Annotated in this window: 18 protein-coding genes; 4 read left to right on the top strand and 14 right to left on the bottom strand. The window is 56.5% G+C overall.

What is annotated here, in order from left to right:
• Positions 1–5: 5 nt before the first annotated feature.
• The 9 genes from recC to rppH all read right to left on the bottom strand — a co-directional run bounded on the left by recC (position 6) and on the right by rppH (position 10583).
• Entirely contained in the window at positions 6–3383 is a 3378-nt protein-coding gene (recC, locus tag ABIB18_RS15805; protein ID WP_354474760.1) for an exodeoxyribonuclease V subunit gamma, read from the bottom strand.
• Between the two features lie 103 nt (positions 3384–3486).
• Positions 3487–3822 (bottom strand): prepilin-type N-terminal cleavage/methylation domain-containing protein, encoded by a 336-nt coding sequence (locus ABIB18_RS15800; RefSeq protein WP_089561200.1) that lies wholly within the window; start codon positions 3820–3822, stop codon positions 3487–3489.
• A complete protein-coding gene (locus tag ABIB18_RS15795; protein WP_031376187.1) occupies positions 3773–4177 on the bottom strand; it encodes a DUF2509 family protein in 405 nt (134 codons plus the stop codon). Before ABIB18_RS15795 ends, ABIB18_RS15800 begins: the two co-directional genes overlap by 50 nt.
• Positions 4174–4701 (bottom strand): prepilin peptidase-dependent protein, encoded by a 528-nt coding sequence (locus ABIB18_RS15790; protein WP_176035889.1) that lies wholly within the window; start codon positions 4699–4701, stop codon positions 4174–4176. The genes ABIB18_RS15795 and ABIB18_RS15790 overlap by 4 nt, the downstream gene beginning before the upstream one ends.
• The gene (locus ABIB18_RS15785) at positions 4698–5168 is read right to left on the bottom strand and encodes a prepilin-type N-terminal cleavage/methylation domain-containing protein (RefSeq protein ID WP_031376189.1); all 471 of its coding nucleotides are present in this window, start codon (positions 5166–5168) and stop codon (positions 4698–4700) included. Before ABIB18_RS15785 ends, ABIB18_RS15790 begins: the two co-directional genes overlap by 4 nt.
• Positions 5169–5360: 192 nt before the next feature.
• On the bottom strand, positions 5361–6155 hold the full coding sequence (gene thyA / locus ABIB18_RS15780) for a thymidylate synthase (protein WP_089561201.1): 795 nt from the start codon (positions 6153–6155) through the stop codon (positions 5361–5363).
• Entirely contained in the window at positions 6152–7033 is an 882-nt protein-coding gene (lgt, locus tag ABIB18_RS15775; protein WP_031376191.1) for a prolipoprotein diacylglyceryl transferase, read from the bottom strand. Before lgt ends, thyA begins: the two co-directional genes overlap by 4 nt.
• Positions 7034–7796: 763 nt before the next feature.
• Entirely contained in the window at positions 7797–10043 is a 2247-nt protein-coding gene (gene ptsP, locus ABIB18_RS15770; protein WP_031376192.1) for a phosphoenolpyruvate--protein phosphotransferase, read from the bottom strand.
• 12 nt (positions 10044–10055) lie between these two features.
• Complete coding sequence (rppH, locus tag ABIB18_RS15765) at positions 10056–10583, bottom strand: RNA pyrophosphohydrolase (RefSeq protein WP_031376193.1); 528 nt, start codon at positions 10581–10583, stop codon at positions 10056–10058.
• A 684-nt stretch (positions 10584–11267) separates the two neighbouring features.
• Between rppH and mutH the strand changes: the two genes are divergently transcribed.
• The 4 genes from mutH to ABIB18_RS15745 all read left to right on the top strand — a co-directional run bounded on the left by mutH (position 11268) and on the right by ABIB18_RS15745 (position 14273).
• Entirely contained in the window at positions 11268–11945 is a 678-nt protein-coding gene (mutH, locus tag ABIB18_RS15760) for a DNA mismatch repair endonuclease MutH (RefSeq protein ID WP_031376194.1), read from the top strand.
• Between the two features lie 99 nt (positions 11946–12044).
• Positions 12045–12755: a TerC family protein gene (locus ABIB18_RS15755; RefSeq protein WP_031376195.1), complete on the top strand. Its 711-nt coding sequence runs from the start codon at positions 12045–12047 to the stop codon at positions 12753–12755.
• A 118-nt stretch (positions 12756–12873) separates the two neighbouring features.
• On the top strand, positions 12874–13092 hold the full coding sequence (locus ABIB18_RS15750; protein ID WP_031376196.1) for a YgdI/YgdR family lipoprotein: 219 nt from the start codon (positions 12874–12876) through the stop codon (positions 13090–13092).
• Between the two features lie 140 nt (positions 13093–13232).
• Positions 13233–14273 (top strand): NADP(H)-dependent aldo-keto reductase, encoded by a 1041-nt coding sequence (locus ABIB18_RS15745; RefSeq protein WP_031376197.1) that lies wholly within the window; start codon positions 13233–13235, stop codon positions 14271–14273.
• 40 nt (positions 14274–14313) lie between these two features.
• Here ABIB18_RS15745 and ABIB18_RS15740 read toward each other — a convergent pair whose 3' ends face one another.
• From ABIB18_RS15740 to ABIB18_RS15720, 5 genes are all read right to left on the bottom strand, one after another.
• Positions 14314–14763 carry a GNAT family N-acetyltransferase gene (locus ABIB18_RS15740; RefSeq protein WP_089561203.1) on the bottom strand — a complete coding sequence of 150 codons (450 nt, stop codon included), beginning with the start codon at positions 14761–14763 and terminating at the stop codon, positions 14314–14316.
• On the bottom strand, positions 14763–15536 hold the full coding sequence (locus tag ABIB18_RS15735; RefSeq protein WP_031376199.1) for an FCD domain-containing protein: 774 nt from the start codon (positions 15534–15536) through the stop codon (positions 14763–14765). The genes ABIB18_RS15740 and ABIB18_RS15735 overlap by 1 nt, the downstream gene beginning before the upstream one ends.
• A gap of 95 nt (positions 15537–15631) precedes the next feature.
• Entirely contained in the window at positions 15632–15949 is a 318-nt protein-coding gene (locus ABIB18_RS15730) for a PTS sugar transporter subunit IIB (RefSeq protein WP_031376200.1), read from the bottom strand.
• 15 nt (positions 15950–15964) lie between these two features.
• Complete coding sequence (locus ABIB18_RS15725; protein WP_031376201.1) at positions 15965–17392, bottom strand: glycoside hydrolase family 1 protein; 1428 nt, start codon at positions 17390–17392, stop codon at positions 15965–15967.
• Positions 17389–18738, bottom strand: a complete 1350-nt coding sequence (locus ABIB18_RS15720) for a PTS sugar transporter subunit IIC (protein ID WP_031376202.1) — start codon at positions 18736–18738, stop codon at positions 17389–17391. Before ABIB18_RS15720 ends, ABIB18_RS15725 begins: the two co-directional genes overlap by 4 nt.
• Positions 18739–18893 lie beyond the last annotated feature (155 nt).

Here is an 18893-nt window from a genome sequence, read left to right as displayed (position 1 = left end):
GCCTGCTATTCATCATCCTGATGTGCAGCCAGCACCGGTAAATACCAGCGTTGTGCCGCCTCAGTTATCTGTTGTAGCTGTGTTTCATCCAGCACGCGGCACAGGCGTTGCAGGTAAGGATCGCTGCCTTCTCCCTCAACCTGATAACTGCCTGACCACGCAGTCAGCAGGCGATTGCGCGCTTTAAGCTGGGTCGCTTCATCGGTCAGTAGCTGCTGACTTTTTTTGTCATAGCTGGCCGTTAACCAGGCACCGCCGCTTTTGTTGAGCAGCATCAGCGGCTGACGCATGCCGGCGAAATAGCCCGCCACGTAGTCATTCAGTGCCGCGACGGCCGCTGGCGGGTTTACCGCCAGAAAGCGCCAGCGACTCTGCTGTCGGCCAAACATCCGGCTGCTGCCGGTGCCGCCCAGTGCGCAATAGACCAGATGTTCCAGCCAGAGCAGCAGCCCGTCGTTCATGTTCAGCACCCCAGGCCGCCAGCGCAACAGGCCGTCATCCTGCACCTGGGTGAGCCAGCCGGTCAGGCTGACCTGTTCCAGTTGCAGATTGACTTCCCAGCTCTCGCCTTCACTGCGCTGCGTCACCACTTCTGCCGCCACTTCCTGCATCTCATCACGCTGCGCCTGCCAGAACAGTTCGCCAAATGCGCCGTAAGGCAGATTACCCGCCGCACGGTGATGCGCATAGAGCCGCTGGGTATCCTCCCCTTCCACCAGCGCATTCAGCAACTGCGCGTTAATCTGATAACGCTCCAGATTGTCGAGAGCGAACGGTTCGCTGTCGGGCAGTTCGTTCTCTTCCAGCCAGAAATTTACCCCGAGCCGCTGATGAAACCACGCCCGCACCGGATGGCGCCAGAAGCGCAGAAACGCCTCCAGCGTCAACGCCTCAATCGACGGCGCTTCCAGCGGCTGAACAAAATCGGGTTGCGGTTGGCCTGCGCCCTGTGCGGCAGGTAACCATTCGCGGGCAAAGCTCTGCAGCCTGGCGGCAGGCTGGAAATTCTCGGCAGCAAACGGCATCCGGCTGTGCAGATGTTGCAGATGGTCCCGTACCCGCGCAGCGCTCTCATCCAGATCGCGCTCTTCATCGCCGTCCAGATAAAAACTCTGCCCGATATAATCCAGCAGTTCTGTGACCAGCACCGACGGGTAGCGTTCCGTATTATCCTGAATTGCCCGGCCGATATAGCTGATGTAGAGCTGCTGTTGTGCAGAAATCAGCGCCTCAAGAAACAGATAGCGATCATCATCACGGCGGCTGCGATCGCCTTTACGTGATTGCTGCTGCATCAGATCGAAACCTAACGGCGCTAAAGTGCGCGGATAGACGCCATCATTCATGCCCAGTAAACAGACCACTTTGAACGGGATCGAACGCATCGGCATCAGGGTACAGAAGTTGATCTGCCCGGCCAGGAATCGCTGGCTGATACGCTGCTGATCCAGCCGGCTGCGAAGATCGTCACGCAGCAGCGTGATCGGAATCGCCTCTTCAAACCTGGCGTCCATGCCATATTCAATCAGTGTCTGCCACTGCTCTTCCACTAGCAGCAGCGCCGCTTCGGTTTCGGCATCGGGGCTGAAAAATGCGTTCAGCAATTCCCGGCACAACGGCAGCCACGCCTGCAGTGGCCGCGGCTCGGCCAGCAGTTGCCGCCAGTGGTTAAGCCGGGACAACAGCTCCGCCAGATGGCCAGCCAGTTCACCCACCAGGCCGCTTGATTCATCGTACGGCAGAATCCCTTCCCAGTCCCCGTTGTGGCTCTCCATCGCGTAGCCCAGCAGCATGCGTTGCAGACCAAAACGCCAGGTATGCTGGCCGGTTATCGGTAATGATAAAGCTTCTACGCTGGCGTCATCCAGCCCCCAGCGTACGCCCGATTCACTGACCCAGCGCCGCAACAGACGCAGCCCGCTTTCATCAATGGCGAAATGGCTGGCCAGCGCCGGCACATCCAGCAGCGCCAGCACATCCTCGGAGACAAACCGACTGTCCGGCAGCGCCAGCAAATGCAGGAATGCCACAATGGCCGGATGCGCCTGACTGGCGCGGCGGTCTGAAATGGCGAAGGGTAAATAACGGTCTGCGGAGGCATTGGCGAAAACCGCCTGAATAAACGGCGCATAGGCGTCGATATCGGCCACCATGACAATAATGTCACGCGCTTTCAGCGTCGGGTCAGCCTCCATCAGCGCTAACAGATGATCCTGTAATACTTCGACTTCACGCTGAGCACTGTGGCATACCTGCACCGCCACCGAACGATCCTGCGGATCGAGCCAGCGTTTCTGATCGCTGTGCGCCAGTTGCGCGGCGTCGAGCCCGATCACGGCGTTGTCCTGCAGATTAAGCAGATCGGACTGCAGGCAGTGCAGCAGGTTGTCTTCTTCCACCTCAACAAAGGCGTCAATGTCGTCATTGGCCTCCATCTGGCTGAGCAGAAACAGATTATCGCGTCCCAGCTTGCCCCATGAGGCGAGCAGTGGATTGGTCAGCTGTTGTTCACCAGCATCATTGAATAACGCGGGCGCCTGCTCCACATCGCGGAATAATCCGCGCTGCTCATCCGCACCATGACGCCGACGCTGGCGGCTTTGCAGCTTAGCCAGAAAGGCATAATCCTGAATATCGCCCCAGTAATCGCGGCAGGGATTGGTAAACAGCAAATGAATATCTATGTGGCGTCCCAGCGCCTGCAACGCCTGTAAATAGACCGGCGGCAGCGCGGAGATGCCGCAGATGAATACCCGTTTCGGCAGATTTTCCGGCGTGTGTTGCGCCTGCTCCAGCGTCTGGATAAATCGCGCATAGAGATTGGCACGGTGCCATTTTGGCTGACGCAGCGTTTCGGTATAACTGACCAGATCGCGCCACAGCGCCGCCTGCCAGCGCTGCGCCTCACCCAGCCCGTCAATGGTTTCACCGCGCTCCCAGCTGTTGAGCCAGTCGGCGCGATAGACCAGATACTGGTCAAACAGATCCGCCACTCGTGAGCTCAGCTGGAACAGTTTTCGCTTATCGCCATCGTCGTGCAGATAGTGGCGCAGCGAGATAAACTCCTCGTGTTCCAGCATCACCGGCAAACGATGCATCAGCTTCCAGCTCATGCTGGCTTTGCTGAACGCACTCTCGACCGGAATATCGGGCAGCACCCGGACAAACATCTCCCAGATGAAACTGGCCGGCAACGGGAATTCGATGTTGGCCGCGATACCAAAGGTCTGCGCCAGCTCCATTTGCAGCCACTGCGCCATACCCGGACTTTGCACCAGCACCATTTCAGAGGCGAAAGGATCATCCAGAGGATCATGTTTAATCACCGCAGCCGCCAGAATCTTCAGCACATCAAGCTGATTAGAGTGATAAACGTGAAACATGAAAACTCCTGTGGCGACTCATAACATAACTGCGGTATTGCGGCCCGGTAACTCTACCGCGTATCGCGGTTGAAGCCCATCAAAAGGGCGTCATTCGGGCGGTTTAACAGCGTAATCGCGTCAGGCTGGCGCTGCGCTGCTGCGGTCCCAGCACGTCGGCGCGTTCCAGCCGGCAGCCCGCCGGGCCGTTCTGGATTTGCAGGGTGGTGCGCCAGCCAGCACTCTCATGCCCAATCAGCCGTTGTTCCGCCACCCGCCACGCCTCTCGCTGATTCCACTGCTGGCTGAACCCGAACGTGAGCGCGCGATGATACTGCAGCAGCGCGCTGCTGCTTAATGCCATTAACAGCAGAGCAAATAACGCTTCCGGCAGGCTGAATCCCGCCGCCTCACAGACAGTCGTCCGTTCTGGCTCGCGGGCAGTAGTCGATCCAGCCATGCGGTAGCGGCTGAATACGACTCTGATGGAGCGAGACCCACTGCCACACCGCCGTTCCGCTGCCACTGGCTTCACCTTTAAGCAGACCTTCTCCATCTTCACCTCGCTGTAAGCAACTGCGCCATCCCTGGCGTTCATCATGCTGACAACCGACCGTTTCGCCCGCAGACCAGCTAAGGGAGAGGCCCCATTGCAGCGCTGACTGCGCCCGCCAGAAATCCTGAATAAACTGCTGCTCATCAGCCAGTAGCAGCATCCCCTGCTCTAACATTTTTCGGCTGGCGTGCAGCGTGAGGCTGCCGATGACTAACAGCATCAACACCATACCCAGCGTACTGCTGCCGTGCTGCCTCACAGATTTTCAGCCTCCACCCAGCTCTCTACCGTTTCCAGCCAGCGCCCGGCACGTCCCTGCAGCCGCAAATGGATCTGCCTCTGCTGGCGGGTCACACTGAACTGCTCCAGCGTCAGGAAAGCCGGATCGGAGAGCCGTTCCCAGCCACCCGCGCGACAGTCATTAACCCCGCGCTGCATCTCCAGTTGCTGCAACCGCAGGCGATAACCATAGTAATCGCTAGCCGCCTGGTTAACGCCGTCCCACTGACCGTTGCTGTTTTCATCCCAGCGCAGCAGCAGGCAGTTTTCACTGAGGGTGAGCGCGCTGTTGCCGCACTCACCGTGACAATAGCCTGCGCGTCGCACCGCCTTTTCCAGCGTGGCGATAATCTGCTGCAGCTCCTGGCGCAGCTGCGCCCGCTGCAGCAACCCGACATTCTCGCCGAGCAGCAGCGGTAAAAAACGTCCGGCACTGACCATCAGGACGGCGCCGATCGCCATCGCCATCAGCATTTCCAGCAGGCTGAACCCGGCGGTTTTCAACGGCACGCTCCGGCGTCGGTAAAACAAAAGCGGATCCGGGCCCGGGTGGAAATAATCAGCCGCAGCTCTCCTGCCTCATTCCTTAGCTCAATGCTGCCTGCCCGGGCGACGTTGCGACGGCCGTAAAAGCCCGGCTCACCGCGTAGCCCGTTTAACATCACCCCAGCATGGGGTGCAATGAAATGCAGACGCTTTCCTGACTGACACGCCCCGACCGGCAGACTGCCGCCGCCAATACACCAGGGCTTTCCCGGACGCGACCACAGGACCAGGTCGCGATTTTGCCGGTAAGCCTGCGCACGAAGCCGCAACAGAAACCCCTGCAGTTGCTGGGCAGTGTCGCGTAGCTGCTGCCGTTGCTGCCAGCGCTGCCAGCCGTGAAGTGCGCCAAGGCTCAGTATTCCGGCAATCACCATCACCACCAGCAGTTCCGGCAGGGTAAAGCCGCGTAACAAGTGTGTTTTCATCGGGCTAGCGTGCCGGGTGGAGAAAGCGGGGACAAGCGGGTTGTTATGCGGCTGGAAAAAGGGTCACAGAGAGGACGATCATCGGACATCTGGTGGCATGACGCTGCGAGCCATGCCGCATATTTTGCCGCAGACAGGTAAAAAAAAAGCCCCGGCGTGCAGGGCAGCACCGGGGCTTTTTCACAGCAGGTATCAGATTGCGACAGGCGCTTTGATCGCCGGATGCGGATCGTAACCTTCAATTTCGAAGTCATCAAACTGGTAGTCAAACAGCGAGGCTGGCTTGCGCTTGATCACCAGCTTCGGCAGCGGACGCGGCTCGCGGGTCAGCTGCAGGCGTGCCTGCTCCAGATGATTACTGTAGAGATGGGTATCGCCACCGGTCCAGACAAAGTCACCGACCTGCAGGTCGCACTGCTGCGCCACCATATGTACCAGCAGCGCGTAGCTGGCAATATTAAACGGCAGGCCGAGGAAGATATCGCAGGAGCGCTGGTAAAGCTGACAGGAGAGTTTGCCGTCAGCCACATAGAACTGGAAGAACGCGTGGCACGGTGCCAGCGCCATCTGATCCAGTTCACCGACGTTCCAGGCTGAAACGATAATCCGGCGTGAGTCGGGGTCGCTTTTCAGCTGCGCGATCACCTTGCTGATCTGGTCGATCTGCTCGCCGCTGGCCGTGCCCCAGCTGCGCCACTGTTTGCCATAAACCGGGCCAAGATCGCCCCTTTCATCAGCCCACTCATCCCAGATTGAGACGTTATTTTCCTTCAGGTAACCGATGTTGGTATCACCTTTCAGGAACCACAGCAGTTCATGAATGATTGAACGGATGTGGCATTTTTTAGTGGTGACCAGAGGGAAACCCTCCTGCAGATTGAAACGCATCTGGTGACCAAAAATTGAAAGCGTGCCGGTACCGGTGCGGTCAGCTTTTGGCGTGCCTTCATTCAGCACATGTTGCATCAGGTCCAGATACTGTTTCATTTTTCCTCGCGAAATTGTGGCTGTGGACGACGACGATAGGCCCAAATCATCATGGCAATACCGGCGATAATCATCGGAACGGAGAGAATCTGTCCCATACTGATCCCGCCTTCAAACAGGCCAAGCTGGGCGTCCGGCTGGCGGAAGAACTCGACGATGATACGGAATGCACCGTAACCGATCAGGAACAGGCCAGAGACGCTGCCCATCGGACGCGGCTTACGGATAAACAGGTTAAGGATGATGAACAGCACCACCCCTTCCAGGATCAGTTCATAAAGCTGCGAAGGATGACGCGGCAGGACGCCGTAGGTATTGAGCAGCGCCTGATACTGTGGGTTAGTGGCAGCCAGCGCCACATCTTCGCTGCGTGATCCCGGGAACAGCATGGCAAACGGGAAGCCCGGATCGACACGGCCCCACAGCTCGCCGTTAATGAAGTTGCCGAGACGGCCCGCACCCAGACCAAACGGGATCAGTGGCGCGATGAAATCAGCCACCTGGAAGAAGTTACGTTTGGTACGGCGAGCGAACACCAGCATCACCACAATCACCCCGATCAGGCCACCGTGGAATGACATGCCGCCATCCCAGACTTTGAACAGATAGAGCGGGTTTTCGAGGAACAGCGGTAAATTGTAGAACAGCACGTAACCGATACGCCCGCCCAGAAACACGCCGAGGAAACCGGCATACAGCAGGTTTTCCACTTCCTCTTTTTTCCAGCCGCTGCCGGGCTGATTGGCACGGCGCACCGCCAGCCACATGGCGAAAACGAAGCCTACCAGATACATCAGACCGTACCAGTGCAGCGAAACCGGTCCGATCGAGAAGATCACCGGATCGAACTGCGGAAATGCAATATAGCCGTTATTCATCATTCACCGTCTATTTTTCAACCCTAAAAAGGGGCGTTGTCAGGCACATAAATTAAGGCTGCGCATCATAGCACAGCCGGTTTTGTGAATTGTCCCGCAAATGTAAACGCGGATAACGCCCAGAGTCTGACCCTTCAGGCGTATATTGTTGCAGCCAGTCTGGTCACGGACAGCGCGCAACAACCGGAGCGTACACCTGGTACGTGAGGATTGTGAGCACTGCCCGGGGCCAGAATGGCAAATAAAATAGTCTGACCCTTCAGGCGTACATTGTTGCAGCCAGTCTGGTCATGTACAGCGCGCAACAACCGGAGCGTACACCTGGTACGTGAGGATTGTGAGCACTGCCCGGGGCCAGAATGGCAAATAAAATAGTCTGACCCTTCAGGCGTACATTGTTGCAGCCAGTCTGGTCATGTACAGCGCGCAACAACCGGAGCGTACACCTGGTACGTGAGGATTGTGAGCACTGCCCGGGGCCAGAATGGCAAATAAAATAGTCTGACCCTTCAGGCGTACATTGTTGCAGCCAGTCTGGTCATGTACAGCGCGCAACAACCGGAGCGTACACCTGGTACGTGAGGATTGTGAGCACTGCCCAGGATCAGAATGGCAAATAAAATAGCCTGACCCTTCAGGCGTACATTGTTGCAGCCAGTCTGGTCATGTACAGCGCGCAACAACCGGAGCGTACACCTGGTACGTGAGGATTGTGAGCACTGCCCAGGACCAGAATGGCAAATAAAATAGCCTGAAGTGGCGCTTAGCGGCCTCCCCGAATCAGCCCGCCCAGTCCACGACGCTCCATAAAGGTCGAAACCAGATGACGAACCTCAGTGGCGGTATGCGCATTCATTCCCTGCTCACTCAACTTTTGCGCTTCTTCATGATCCAGATGGCGCAGCAGGTATTTTACCCGCGGAACGTTTTTACCGTTCATGCTGAGGTGGTGATAACCCATGCCCACCAGCAGCGCGACGCACATCGGATCGCCCGCCATTTCACCACACAGGCAGAGTTCCAGATTGGCCAGACGGGCTTCATGCGCAATGGCATGCAGTGCGCGCAGCATTGCCGGGTGCAGCGAGTCGTAAAGATTGGCCACGCGGGTGTTATTGCGGTCCACCGCCAGCAGATACTGGGTCAAATCGTTGGTGCCGACTGAAACAAAGTCTACGCGCGACGCCAGATGCGGGATCATAAACAGCATCGACGGCACTTCGATCATGATGCCTATGCGCGGCGCGGGAATTGCATAGCCCAGCATCTCTTCCACTTCACGACCGGCGCGATCGATCAGCCGTTTCGCTTCGTCGATTTCATCAATATGACTGATCATCGGCAGCAGAATACTGAGGTTGCCGGATGCTGCATTCGCCCGCAGCATCGCCCGGACCTGCACCAGAAAAATCTCCGGCTGGTCAAGCGTCAGGCGGATACCGCGCCAGCCCAGGCAGGGATTCTCTTCGCTGATCGGCATGTACGGCAGCTGTTTATCTGCCCCGACATCGAGGGTGCGCAGCGTGACGGGCTTGTTGTGAAACAGCTGCAGCATGCCCTGATACTGCGCCACCTGCTCCTCTTCTGACGGAAAGCCATTTTGCAGCATGAAGGGAATTTCAGTGCGGTAGAGACCGATGCCGTCAACCCAGCTGCCCAGCGCCTGCTCATGTTCCGGACTTAAACCGGCATTGAGCATCACCTGTACGCGCTCGCCGCTTTTCAGCTCACCCGGTTGATCGACTACTCCTTCCGCCATCTTGCTCAGCGCATTTTCTTCGCTGATCAGACGCTGGTACTCCTGCACCAGCACCGGTTCGGGATCGATTAACAGCTCGCCACGGTAACCATCGACGATCAGCAGCCGTTTATTCAGCTGATGCGGCAGAATATCCGCACCCATCACCGTCGGGATACCCATAGCGCGCGTCAGGATCGCCGCGTGGGAGTTGGCGGCACCATCGCGTACCACCACCCCGGCCAGCCGTTCGTGCGGCAGCTCGGCCAGAGAGGTGGCGGTCAGCTCATCGGCCACCAGCACGAAGCGCTCCGGCCAGGCATTGGTGCCCACCAGCGAATCATCGAGGTGAAATAACAGCCGCTGACCCAACACCCGCAGATCGCCTGCGCGTTCGCGCAGATAGCTGTCGGTCAGCCGGGCGAACTGTTCGGCAAACTTCTCGATTACCTGTTTAACCGCCCACTCTGCCACCGATCCACGTTCGATCTCATCGAACAGATCTTTCTTCAGCCGGGCATCGGTTAACAGGTGCGAGTAAAGGTCGAAGATCGCCGCGCTCTCTTTCTGCACGCTGGCGCTAAACCGTTTGCTGAAGCGGCGGAACTCACTGGCAGCTTCGCTCATGGCGAGCGACAGGCGTTCACGTTCACGCTGAACATCCAGCGTTGACGCGGCGGAAACCTGGTCGAGCAGCGGCTGCGTCTCATCGACCCAGCCCGGTGCCACCGCCACACCGGGTGCTGCCGCAATCGCGCGCACCCGGGTCTGGCGGAACTGGCCAAACAGCTGGCCCATCTGCGATTGCGACAGCAGCGCCGCCATCTGTGTGGCCAGCGTCACCAGAAACGATTCTTCACTCTCATCGAACTGGCGATGTTCACGCTGCTGGACCACCAGCACGCCAAGCAACTGGCGACGGCTGATAACAGGCACGCCGAGGAAGGAGCGATAGCGCTCCTCTTTAACTGCGGGGATATATTTAAAGCTGGGGTGACTCTGCGCGTCGGCAAGGTTGATCGGTTCGGCCAGACGGCCGACTAACCCGACAATGCCTTCGTCAAACGCCAGCGTTACGGTGCGACCACGCGGCTTTTTCAGCCCGCGCGTCGCCATCAGGTAATAGCAGCGACGATCGTGATCGGCGAGGTAAACGGAACAGACTTCCGTTTCCATCGCCAGACAGATCTCATTGACCAGAATGTCGAGTGCTTCATTCAGACGCGGCGCACTCGCCACTTTTTCTACAATTTCGCGCAACTGAGTGAGCATAAAGGGCGTGGCCTATCCTCTCTTACGTCGATGGGCAGGATTGTTTCGCTGCCCCGCACTCTCCTGCATAGACATCACCACGCCAGCGAATTCCTTCATTACCCGACGATAGACGTCGCGCTTGAAGGAGACAACCTGACGCACCGGATACCAGAAGCTCACCCAGCGCCAGCCGTCGAACTCAGGCGTGCTGCTGTGCTGCACATTGATATCCGCGTCATTAGACATTAACTGCAGAAGAAACCACTTTTGTTTCTGGCCGATACATACCGGCTTTGTGTCCCAACGCACCAAACGTTTTGGCAACTTGTAGCGCAACCAGTTACGGGTAGATGCAAGTATTCGAACATCTTTACGGTGTAACCCCACTTCCTCGAACAGTTCGCGATACATCGCCTGTTCAGCGGTTTCACCGGGATTGATGCCTCCCTGAGGAAATTGCCAGGAGTGCTGTCCAAAGCGCCTGGCCCATAACACTTGTCCTTGCCTGTTACAAATTACGATACCAACATTCGGGCGGTAGCCATCATCATCGATCACCGGACTACCTCAAAGCTAAATTTGAATAGCCTGATTGTTTCACACTCCTTACAGGCGGTAAACCACTGGATTCACGGGGTGTTAAGCGTAAAACTTCGGGATAACTCACAGAGAAGCCATTAGTTATAAACAATCGGGGTCAGAAAAGCCGATCTTATTCACCTTTTCTGTGGATAGCTTTGTGCAGAACGCGGGAGTTAACTGAATAACCCTGTCAGGCGCGTCTGCATCGTCAAAAAGCGATAATTAACTATCACTATGATTATAAAAACAAAAATAGATGAATTAACAAAATACGCTCAGGTTAAATGGCCGATTAAACTGTCCACTCTTTACAGTTGGGCGAATTTTAACCAGCCAGCATGTTATCCACAACGAATCGTTCAGCCTTAGGCCAGAGCGGGCAAATTATGGTCAAAAGTGGGAAAGTCAAGGCTGTAAATGGAACCAGTACCGCACAGTCAGGCCGGTTATCCCATTTTTCTGTGGATAACCCGGTATGAGATCCTGTTCATTGTTGCGAGTAAGTTGGGATAACCTGAAGCGTCCGATAATATTGCCAGGGCCAATCGGTAAAAAAAGCACGATCTATCATGTTATTATCCCCACTCAGCACGGTGAATATTTCGGGTAAACCCACTGTGCAACATACTGTATATTTTTTGAGCAATGCGAGTCTTCACTATGAACTACCTGCCAGCACCGCCTGAAGATGAAGCCACCCTGTTAGCCCGGGCAGAGGATTTAGCCGGGTTAACGCTGGAAACGTTGGCCGAACGGGCAGGTCTGACGATGCCTGCCGATCTTAAACGCGATAAAGGCTGGGTGGGTATGCTGCTGGAATGGCATCTCGGGGCCAGCGCCGGTAGCAAAGCCGAACAGGATTTCGCCCATCTCGGCATTGAGCTGAAAACCATCCCGATTGATGCCAGTGGCAAACCGCTGGAAACCACCTTTGTCTGCGTCGCGCCGCTCACCGGTAACAGTGGTGTTACCTGGCAGACCAGCCACGTGCGACACAAACTGGCGCGGGTGTTGTGGATCCCGGTCGAGGGTCAGCGGGACATTCCGCTGCGCCAGCGCCGGGTCGGCGCGCCGCTACTCTGGAGCCCCGACGCGGAGGAAGATGAGATGCTGCGGCAGGACTGGGAAGAGCTGATGGACATGATCGTGCTGGGTCGGGTTGAGCAGATCACGGCACGGCACGGTGCCTGGCTACAAATCCGTCCCAAAGCGGCCAACAGTAAAGCCCTGACCGAAGGAATTGGCGATCGCGGCCAACCGATCCTAACCTTACCGCGCGGTTTCTACCTGAAAAAGAGTTTTACCGGACCGCTGCTGGCGCGCCACTTCCTGCTTTAACAATGACATTCTGATCTGACGTGGCGCAATTTTGTGGGAGAGAAGCAAATTCAGTGCGTATAATCCCCGTTTAATTTTCGTTTAGGATTGAATGTAGGTATGTTTGAGTGGATTGCCGATCCCAATGCCTGGCTGGCACTGGGAACCCTGACCATCCTTGAGGTGGTGCTGGGTATTGATAACATTATTTTCCTGTCGTTAGTGGTCGCTAAACTGCCAAAGCATCAACAAGCCAGCGCGCGCCGTATCGGTTTGTTAGGCGCAATGTTAATGCGTCTGGCCCTGCTGGCCTCTATTGCCTGGGTCGCCCGACTGACGAATCCGCTGTTTACCCTGATGGACCATGCGTTCTCTGCCCGCGATCTGATCCTGCTGTCTGGGGGTCTGTTCCTGCTGTGGAAATCGAGCATGGAGATCCACGAAACCATTGAAGGTAACGAAGCGGAACAAAAATCTAACGTCCATTCGTTCCTTGGTGCAATCGTGCAGATCATGCTGCTGGATATTATTTTCAGCCTCGATTCGGTGATTACCGCCATCGGCCTCTCCGATCATCTGTTTATCATGATGGCTGCGGTAGTGATCGCGGTGCTGATGATGATGTTCGCAGCCCGTAGCATTGGTGAGTTCGTTGAGCGCCATCCGTCGGTCAAAATGCTGGCATTAGCCTTCCTGATTCTGGTCGGTTTCACCCTGATTCTGGAGAGTTTCGCGGTTCATGTACCAAAAGGTTACATTTATTTCGCGATGTTCTTCTCAATGGCGGTTGAATGCCTTAACCTGATGCGCAGTAAGAAAAAAACCGCATAGAAAAGTCAAGGGCGAGCGTGCTCGCCCGCAAATTTTCAGATTCCTACGATTAACCCGGCCGGCAAAACGATTTATTACTACACTTTTTGCAGTCGATGATGTGTGGAGATGAGGCGTGATGAAAGGATGGGCAGGTATCGCCATTGTGGCACTAACCGCAGCGATGTTAAGCGGATGCAGTTCTGATTATGTAATGGCAACGAAAGATGGCCGGATGATTATGACCGAAGGTAAGCCGACCATTGATAAAGAGACCGGGCTGGTGCAGTACACCGATCAGTCGGGTCACGCAGTACAGATTAACGGCGATGAGGTCTCGACCATCATTGAACGCTAAGTGCGAAATTGTCTCGCCTGCCACAGATTCCCCGCTGGCAGGCGATTTCCCCGACTTTTCCCCCTTCCTTCCCCGCCATTGCTCGCGCTATAGTCCCTGAGGACACAACATTCCATTCCATAAAGAAAAGGAAGCTGGCAATGCACTATCATCGTATTCCCCATAGCACGCTGGAAGTGAGTCAGCTGGGGTTGGGCACCATGACGTTTGGCGAGCAGAACAGTGAAGCCGACGCCCATGCCCAACTGGATTTGGCTATTCGTTCCGGCATTAATTTTATTGATACCGCCGAAATGTATCCGGTACCACCGCGTCCGGAAACCCAGGGTCTGACCGAACAGTACATTGGCAGCTGGCTGAAGCAGCGCGGCAGCCGTGACAAAATCATTCTGGCCAGCAAAGTGTCGGGCCCGTCGCGCGGTAATGATGCGTCGATTCGCCCTAACATGGCGCTGGATCGCAAGAACATCCGTGAAGCGCTGGATGCCAGCCTGAAACGCCTGAATACCGACTATCTCGATCTTTATCAGCTGCACTGGCCGCAGCGTCAGACCAACTATTTTGGCAAGCTGGGCTATCAGTACAGTGAAACCACCGCCCAGGTGACGCTGCTGGAGACGCTGGAAGCGCTGACCGAGCAGGTTCGCGCCGGTAAGATTCGCTATATCGGGGTGTCGAATGAAACCGCATGGGGCGTAATGCGCTATCTGCAACTGGCGGAGAAGCATGAACTGCCGCGCATCATCAGCATCCAGAACCCCTACAGCCTGCTGAACCGCAGCTTTGAAGTGGGCCTGGCCGAAATCAGCCAGCATGAAGGGGTTGAGTTGCTGGCTTACTCCAGCCTGGCGTTCGGTACTCTGAGCGGTAAGTATCTGAATGGCGCGCAGCCTGCCGGTGCCCGTAATACCCTGTTCAGTCGCTTTACCCGCTACAGCGGCGAGCAGTCGCAGCAGGCGATTGCCGAGTATGTGGCGTTAGCCCGCCAGCACCAGATTGATCCGTCACAGATGGCATTGGCTTATGTGCGTCAGCAGCCGTTTGTTGCCAGCACCCTGCTCGGTGCGACCACGCTTGAGCAGCTGCAGACCAATATCGACAGCTTCAATCTGACGTTAAATGCAGAGATTCTGGAAGGCATTGAGGCGATCCACCGCCGTTATACCTATCCGGCACCCTGAGTCCTCCGCTGCCGGCCGCCACGAGTGCGGCTGGCACACCTTATATATCCCGATAATAGAGCTGCACGCGCTTATCGGGATACTCCAGCGCCTCGCCCTGCGGCTGCCAGCCAAAACGGTCATAGTAGCCGCTGAAGGTCGACCATAACCACAACCGCGAATACCCCTGATCCTGGGCGTGTGCAATCACCCGCTGCTGCAACGCGTCGCTGACGCCTTTGCCGCGCGCGGGCGCATCGACATACAGTGCGGCCAGCCACGGGAACAGATCCTGACGGCTGATCAGATCGCATCGCCAGAAACCTGCCGTGCCGATCGCCTTGCCTGCCTCAACGGCGACAAAAGTGACCGGGAAATCGGCGCCGCTCAGGCTGCTGGCGACGATGCTGGCGAAGAAGTCACGGCTGTTGGGTTCGCCGAAAGCGCGCCACTGCCATTCGGTAATCTGATCGGCAAAATGGGGCACGGCGCTGAGCGGCACAATCTCCATTACATCAGTTTCCCCTGGAAGATCGGCACTGAATCAAACAGGTAACCGTCGAAGTCAGGCGCATCCGCATCGGACAGCTCAAGCAGCGTATTCTTCACATTCTCAAGATGCTGCCAGGTGGCCTGCCATGCGCCCATCACATCGCGACGACGCAGAGCGGCCAGAATGGTCTGGTGATCGCCCAGCCATTTCAGGCGGTAGGCGCGGGTTTCAAACTGGGGGCGCAGTTGCTGCCACAGCGGACTGCTGTCGTGATGACGCCAGATACTGGTGACGGTGTCGAGCAGCATCTGATTCTGACTGGCTCCCGCCAGCAGCAGATGAAATAACTTGTCGTTATCCTGACTGCTGTCGTTGGCGGCGATGGCGCGCTGCTCCTGCTCCAGCGTGCGGCGCAGATTTTCAATATCCGCTTTGGTGGCCATTTTAGCGGCAAACGCGGCGATGTTGCTTTCCAGCAACTGGCGCGCCTGCAGCATTTCAAACGGACCGACATCGCTGCGGAAAAAGGCCTCTTCTTCATCATCGCTGGCGGAGGGAATGCGCATCACGTAGACGCCGGAACTCTGGCGAATATCCACCGTTCCTTCCAGCTCCAGCATTAATAGCGCTTCGCGGACGATGGTCCGGCTGACGCCCCAGGTTTCAGCCAGCTGGCGTTCAGGCGGCAGGCGCGATCCCACCGGATAGTGTCCGTCGCAGATTTGCTGGCGCAGATGCTGACCAATTTCCTGATACTGTTTTTTTTCTTGTGGCGCTTCGGCTTTGTCCACGCTGTCACCCTTTGCAATCATTGCGCTAACGGCATTGCCGCCGTTCCCTGCGCGACAATGCCCGCGAGCCAGAGAAGTGACCCGCAAACTGAGACTCAGTGTATCAAAGCCAGCGCCTGATCGAGTACCTTTGCGCCATTCAGGGTGCCATAGGCAACAGAATCGATTACCGCAATCGGCAACTGATAGCTGTCGGTCAGTTTTTTGTTCGCTTCCAGCTTAAAGCGCACCTGCGGCCCCAGCAGCACCGCCACCACCTCGTGGCCGTAATTTTGCAGCTCCTCTTGCAGGTTCTGCTCGGGAATGGCGTAGATGTGGAAGGCTAATCCACGCGCGGCGGCCTCTTTTTCCATCCGCGTTACCACCATTGAGGTCGACATGCCTGCGGCACAGGCCAGCACAATACGTTTCATCCTCGCTTCCTCTTGTTATTTCGGCTCATCATCAAGCCACAGGGTAAATTGCTGACTGTCGCGCAGCGCCCGGAACCAGTGGGCGGATTTTTTCATGCGACGCTGACGCTGGTTATCTAAGTCGATTTCGATCAGGCCATAGCGGTTTTTGAAGGCGTTCATCGGCGAGACGTTGTCGGTGAAGGCCCACAGCATATAGCCCTGACAGTTGATGCCCGCCTGATGCGCACGGACCGCCTGATGCAGGTGCTCGCTGATAAAGTGAATGCGGTAGTCGTCCTGAATTTCCCCCTCAGCGTTTTTAAATTGCGCTTCGTTTTCGACGCCCATTCCGCTCTCGGCGACAAACCACGGGATGTTGCCGTACTCATCACGCATCCGCTGCGCCATATCCCAGATGATTTCCGGCTGAATTTCCCAGCCGCGTGAACGGTTCATCCGCCGGCCCGGCAATTCAAAGTGCTCGTAATAGCAGGCAGGATGGAACGGCGTATCGGGATGCCAGGCACGGGACGGCGCCTTCACGCGGTGCGGATAGTAAAGGTTAAGCCCGACCTCATCGACGGTATTGGCGGCGATGATCGCCAGCTCCTCCGCTGTGGCCTGCCACTCAATCTGATGTTTATCCAGCAGCGCCAGCAGCTCCGCCGGGTACTCGCCTTTGATAGCCGGATCGAGAAACACCCGGTTATAGAACAGGTCGTAGATCTGCGCCGCCTTCTGGTCATGCGCGGCCGACGAGCGTGGATAGGTCACCTCCGGGTTGAGGATGGTCCCGATACGACCGGCATAGCCTTGCTGGCGAAACAGCTGCACCACCCGCGCGGTGGCGAGATTTTTGTGGTGGTTCCACTGCATCCATTTATGGGTGTTCTGCTCGTACGGCCAGCGCAGCGCGTCGAGATAGACCCGGGTCTGCACCACAATCGGCTCATTAAACACAAACCAGCGCGTTACCCGGCCGGCATAGCGTTTAAATACCTGCTCGACGTAACGGATAAACAGTTCAACCACGTGCTTTGACTGCCAGCCGCCATACTGCTCCAGCAGCGTAGCGGGCAGCTCGTAATGCTCCAGACAGAGCATCAGTTCAATGCCCTGGCGCTGCATTTCATCAATCAGCCGGTCATAGTAAGCCGCGTACTCCTCATCCACCGTGGCGCTTTCATAATCGGTGAGAAAGCGCGACCAGTTGATTGAGGTGCGGTAGTGGGTCAGCCCGCTGGCCTTCATCAGCGCTACATCTTCAGCAAAGCGGTTAATGAAGTCGGTCGCCACGGCCGGACCATAGCCCTGATGCCAGACGTGCCGATCCTGCTGATACCAGGCATCCGGCCACGAATCCTGCCCGGCTTTTTTGCCACTCCAGCCCTCGGTTTGCCAGGCTGACGCGGCGGCGCCAAGGATAAAATTCTGCGGGATCTGAATAAGCTGGCGACTCATAACACCTCCGATTGGTTTCGGGCCAGTTCAGGTTGTTGATTCTTCGCTTCGGCGGCATCGGCGCGACGGGCTGCCACTTTGACAAACGGCAGGTAGATCAGCACCGACACCATAATGCAGATAATCTGGGTCACCACCGCGCCCATCGATCCCGCAGTCGACAGCCAGGCGTTAATGATCGGCGGCGTGGTCCACGGCACCATCACCACCGCTTTGCCGGCAAACCCCATCACTGTGGCGAAATAGCCGATTGAGCCGGTTACCAGCGGCGTGATGATGAACGGGATCGCCAGGATCGGATTGAGCATAATCGGCATGCCAAATATTACCGGCTCATTGATATTGAAAATGCCGGGACCGAACGAGAGCTTGGCGATTTCGCGCATCTCTTTACGGCGCGTCGCCAGCATCACCGCGGTCAGCAGGCCGATAGTCAGGCCGGACCCGCCAATGCTCATATAGACATCCCAGAACGGCATGGTGATGATATTCGGCGCCTCTTTACCCTGCTCAAAGGCGGTCATATTGACCATAATCGCCCCCAGCAGCAGCGGTTCACGAATCGGTTTCACCATCTGATTACCGTGAATGCCGATCACCCAAAATAGCTGGGCGACGAACATCAGAATCAGAATTCCCCACAGGCTCTGTACCACCGACTCCAGCGGTTGCTGCACCACCTGATAGACCGCGTCATACAGATACATGCCGGTAACGCGATGGAAAATAAAGCCAAAGGTGGCGACCAGCGTCACGGTGATAATTGACGGGATCAGCGCGGAGAAAGAGGCGGCAACGTTGGGCGGCACGGTGTCCGGCATCTTAATTTTCAGCCGCTCAACCTGCTCGAGCCGGCAATAGATCTCTACCGACAGGATGGCGATAAACATGCCGAGAAACAGGCTTTTGGTATCGGAGAATTGTTTAGCCAGCACGTCGGTGACCAGATGCATCTGACCGTCGACCATCATCTGTAAAGTGGTCGGCGTCACGGACACAAAGCAAATGATCGCCAGCAGGCCAGGGAACAAGGTTTTGATGCCGTTGATGCGGCCAAGCTCGATGCCAATCAGGAACACCGCGCCAATGTTGAGGAAGCTGAGCGTAGCGTAGTTAATGCTGCTGGTGATCGGTTTCAGGTCGGCTAAAAATCCCAGTGCAGCAAAGCTGGCGAGGCCATTTTTACTGTCCAGCACCATGTTAGAGATCAGCACTGAGAAAGCGCCAACGATGATCACCGGCATCAGGGTGATGAACGAGGCTTTGATCGCCATGATGTAGCGATAACTATTGAAGCGGGTGGCAAAGCTGCCCAGGGAATCGATAAGGCGGTCCTGTAGAGACATGGGTCAACCCTCAGAGATGTAAGATCGGCATTCCAGTAGTGGTCGGTATCTTCCCGGTTAGTGGCATACCAAAATGACGATTCTTAACCATTCTTTCTGTGACAAAGCTCCCGGAAACGTTTTTTGGCATTCCAGTATGATTAAAAAAGCCAATT

The organism is Pantoea sp. UYEF8, assembly GCF_040546285.1.
GTDB lineage: Bacteria > Pseudomonadota > Gammaproteobacteria > Enterobacterales > Enterobacteriaceae > Pantoea > Pantoea brenneri.
The sequence above is the reverse complement of the archived record's forward strand: the minus strand, read 5'-3'. Positions and strand labels throughout refer to the sequence as shown.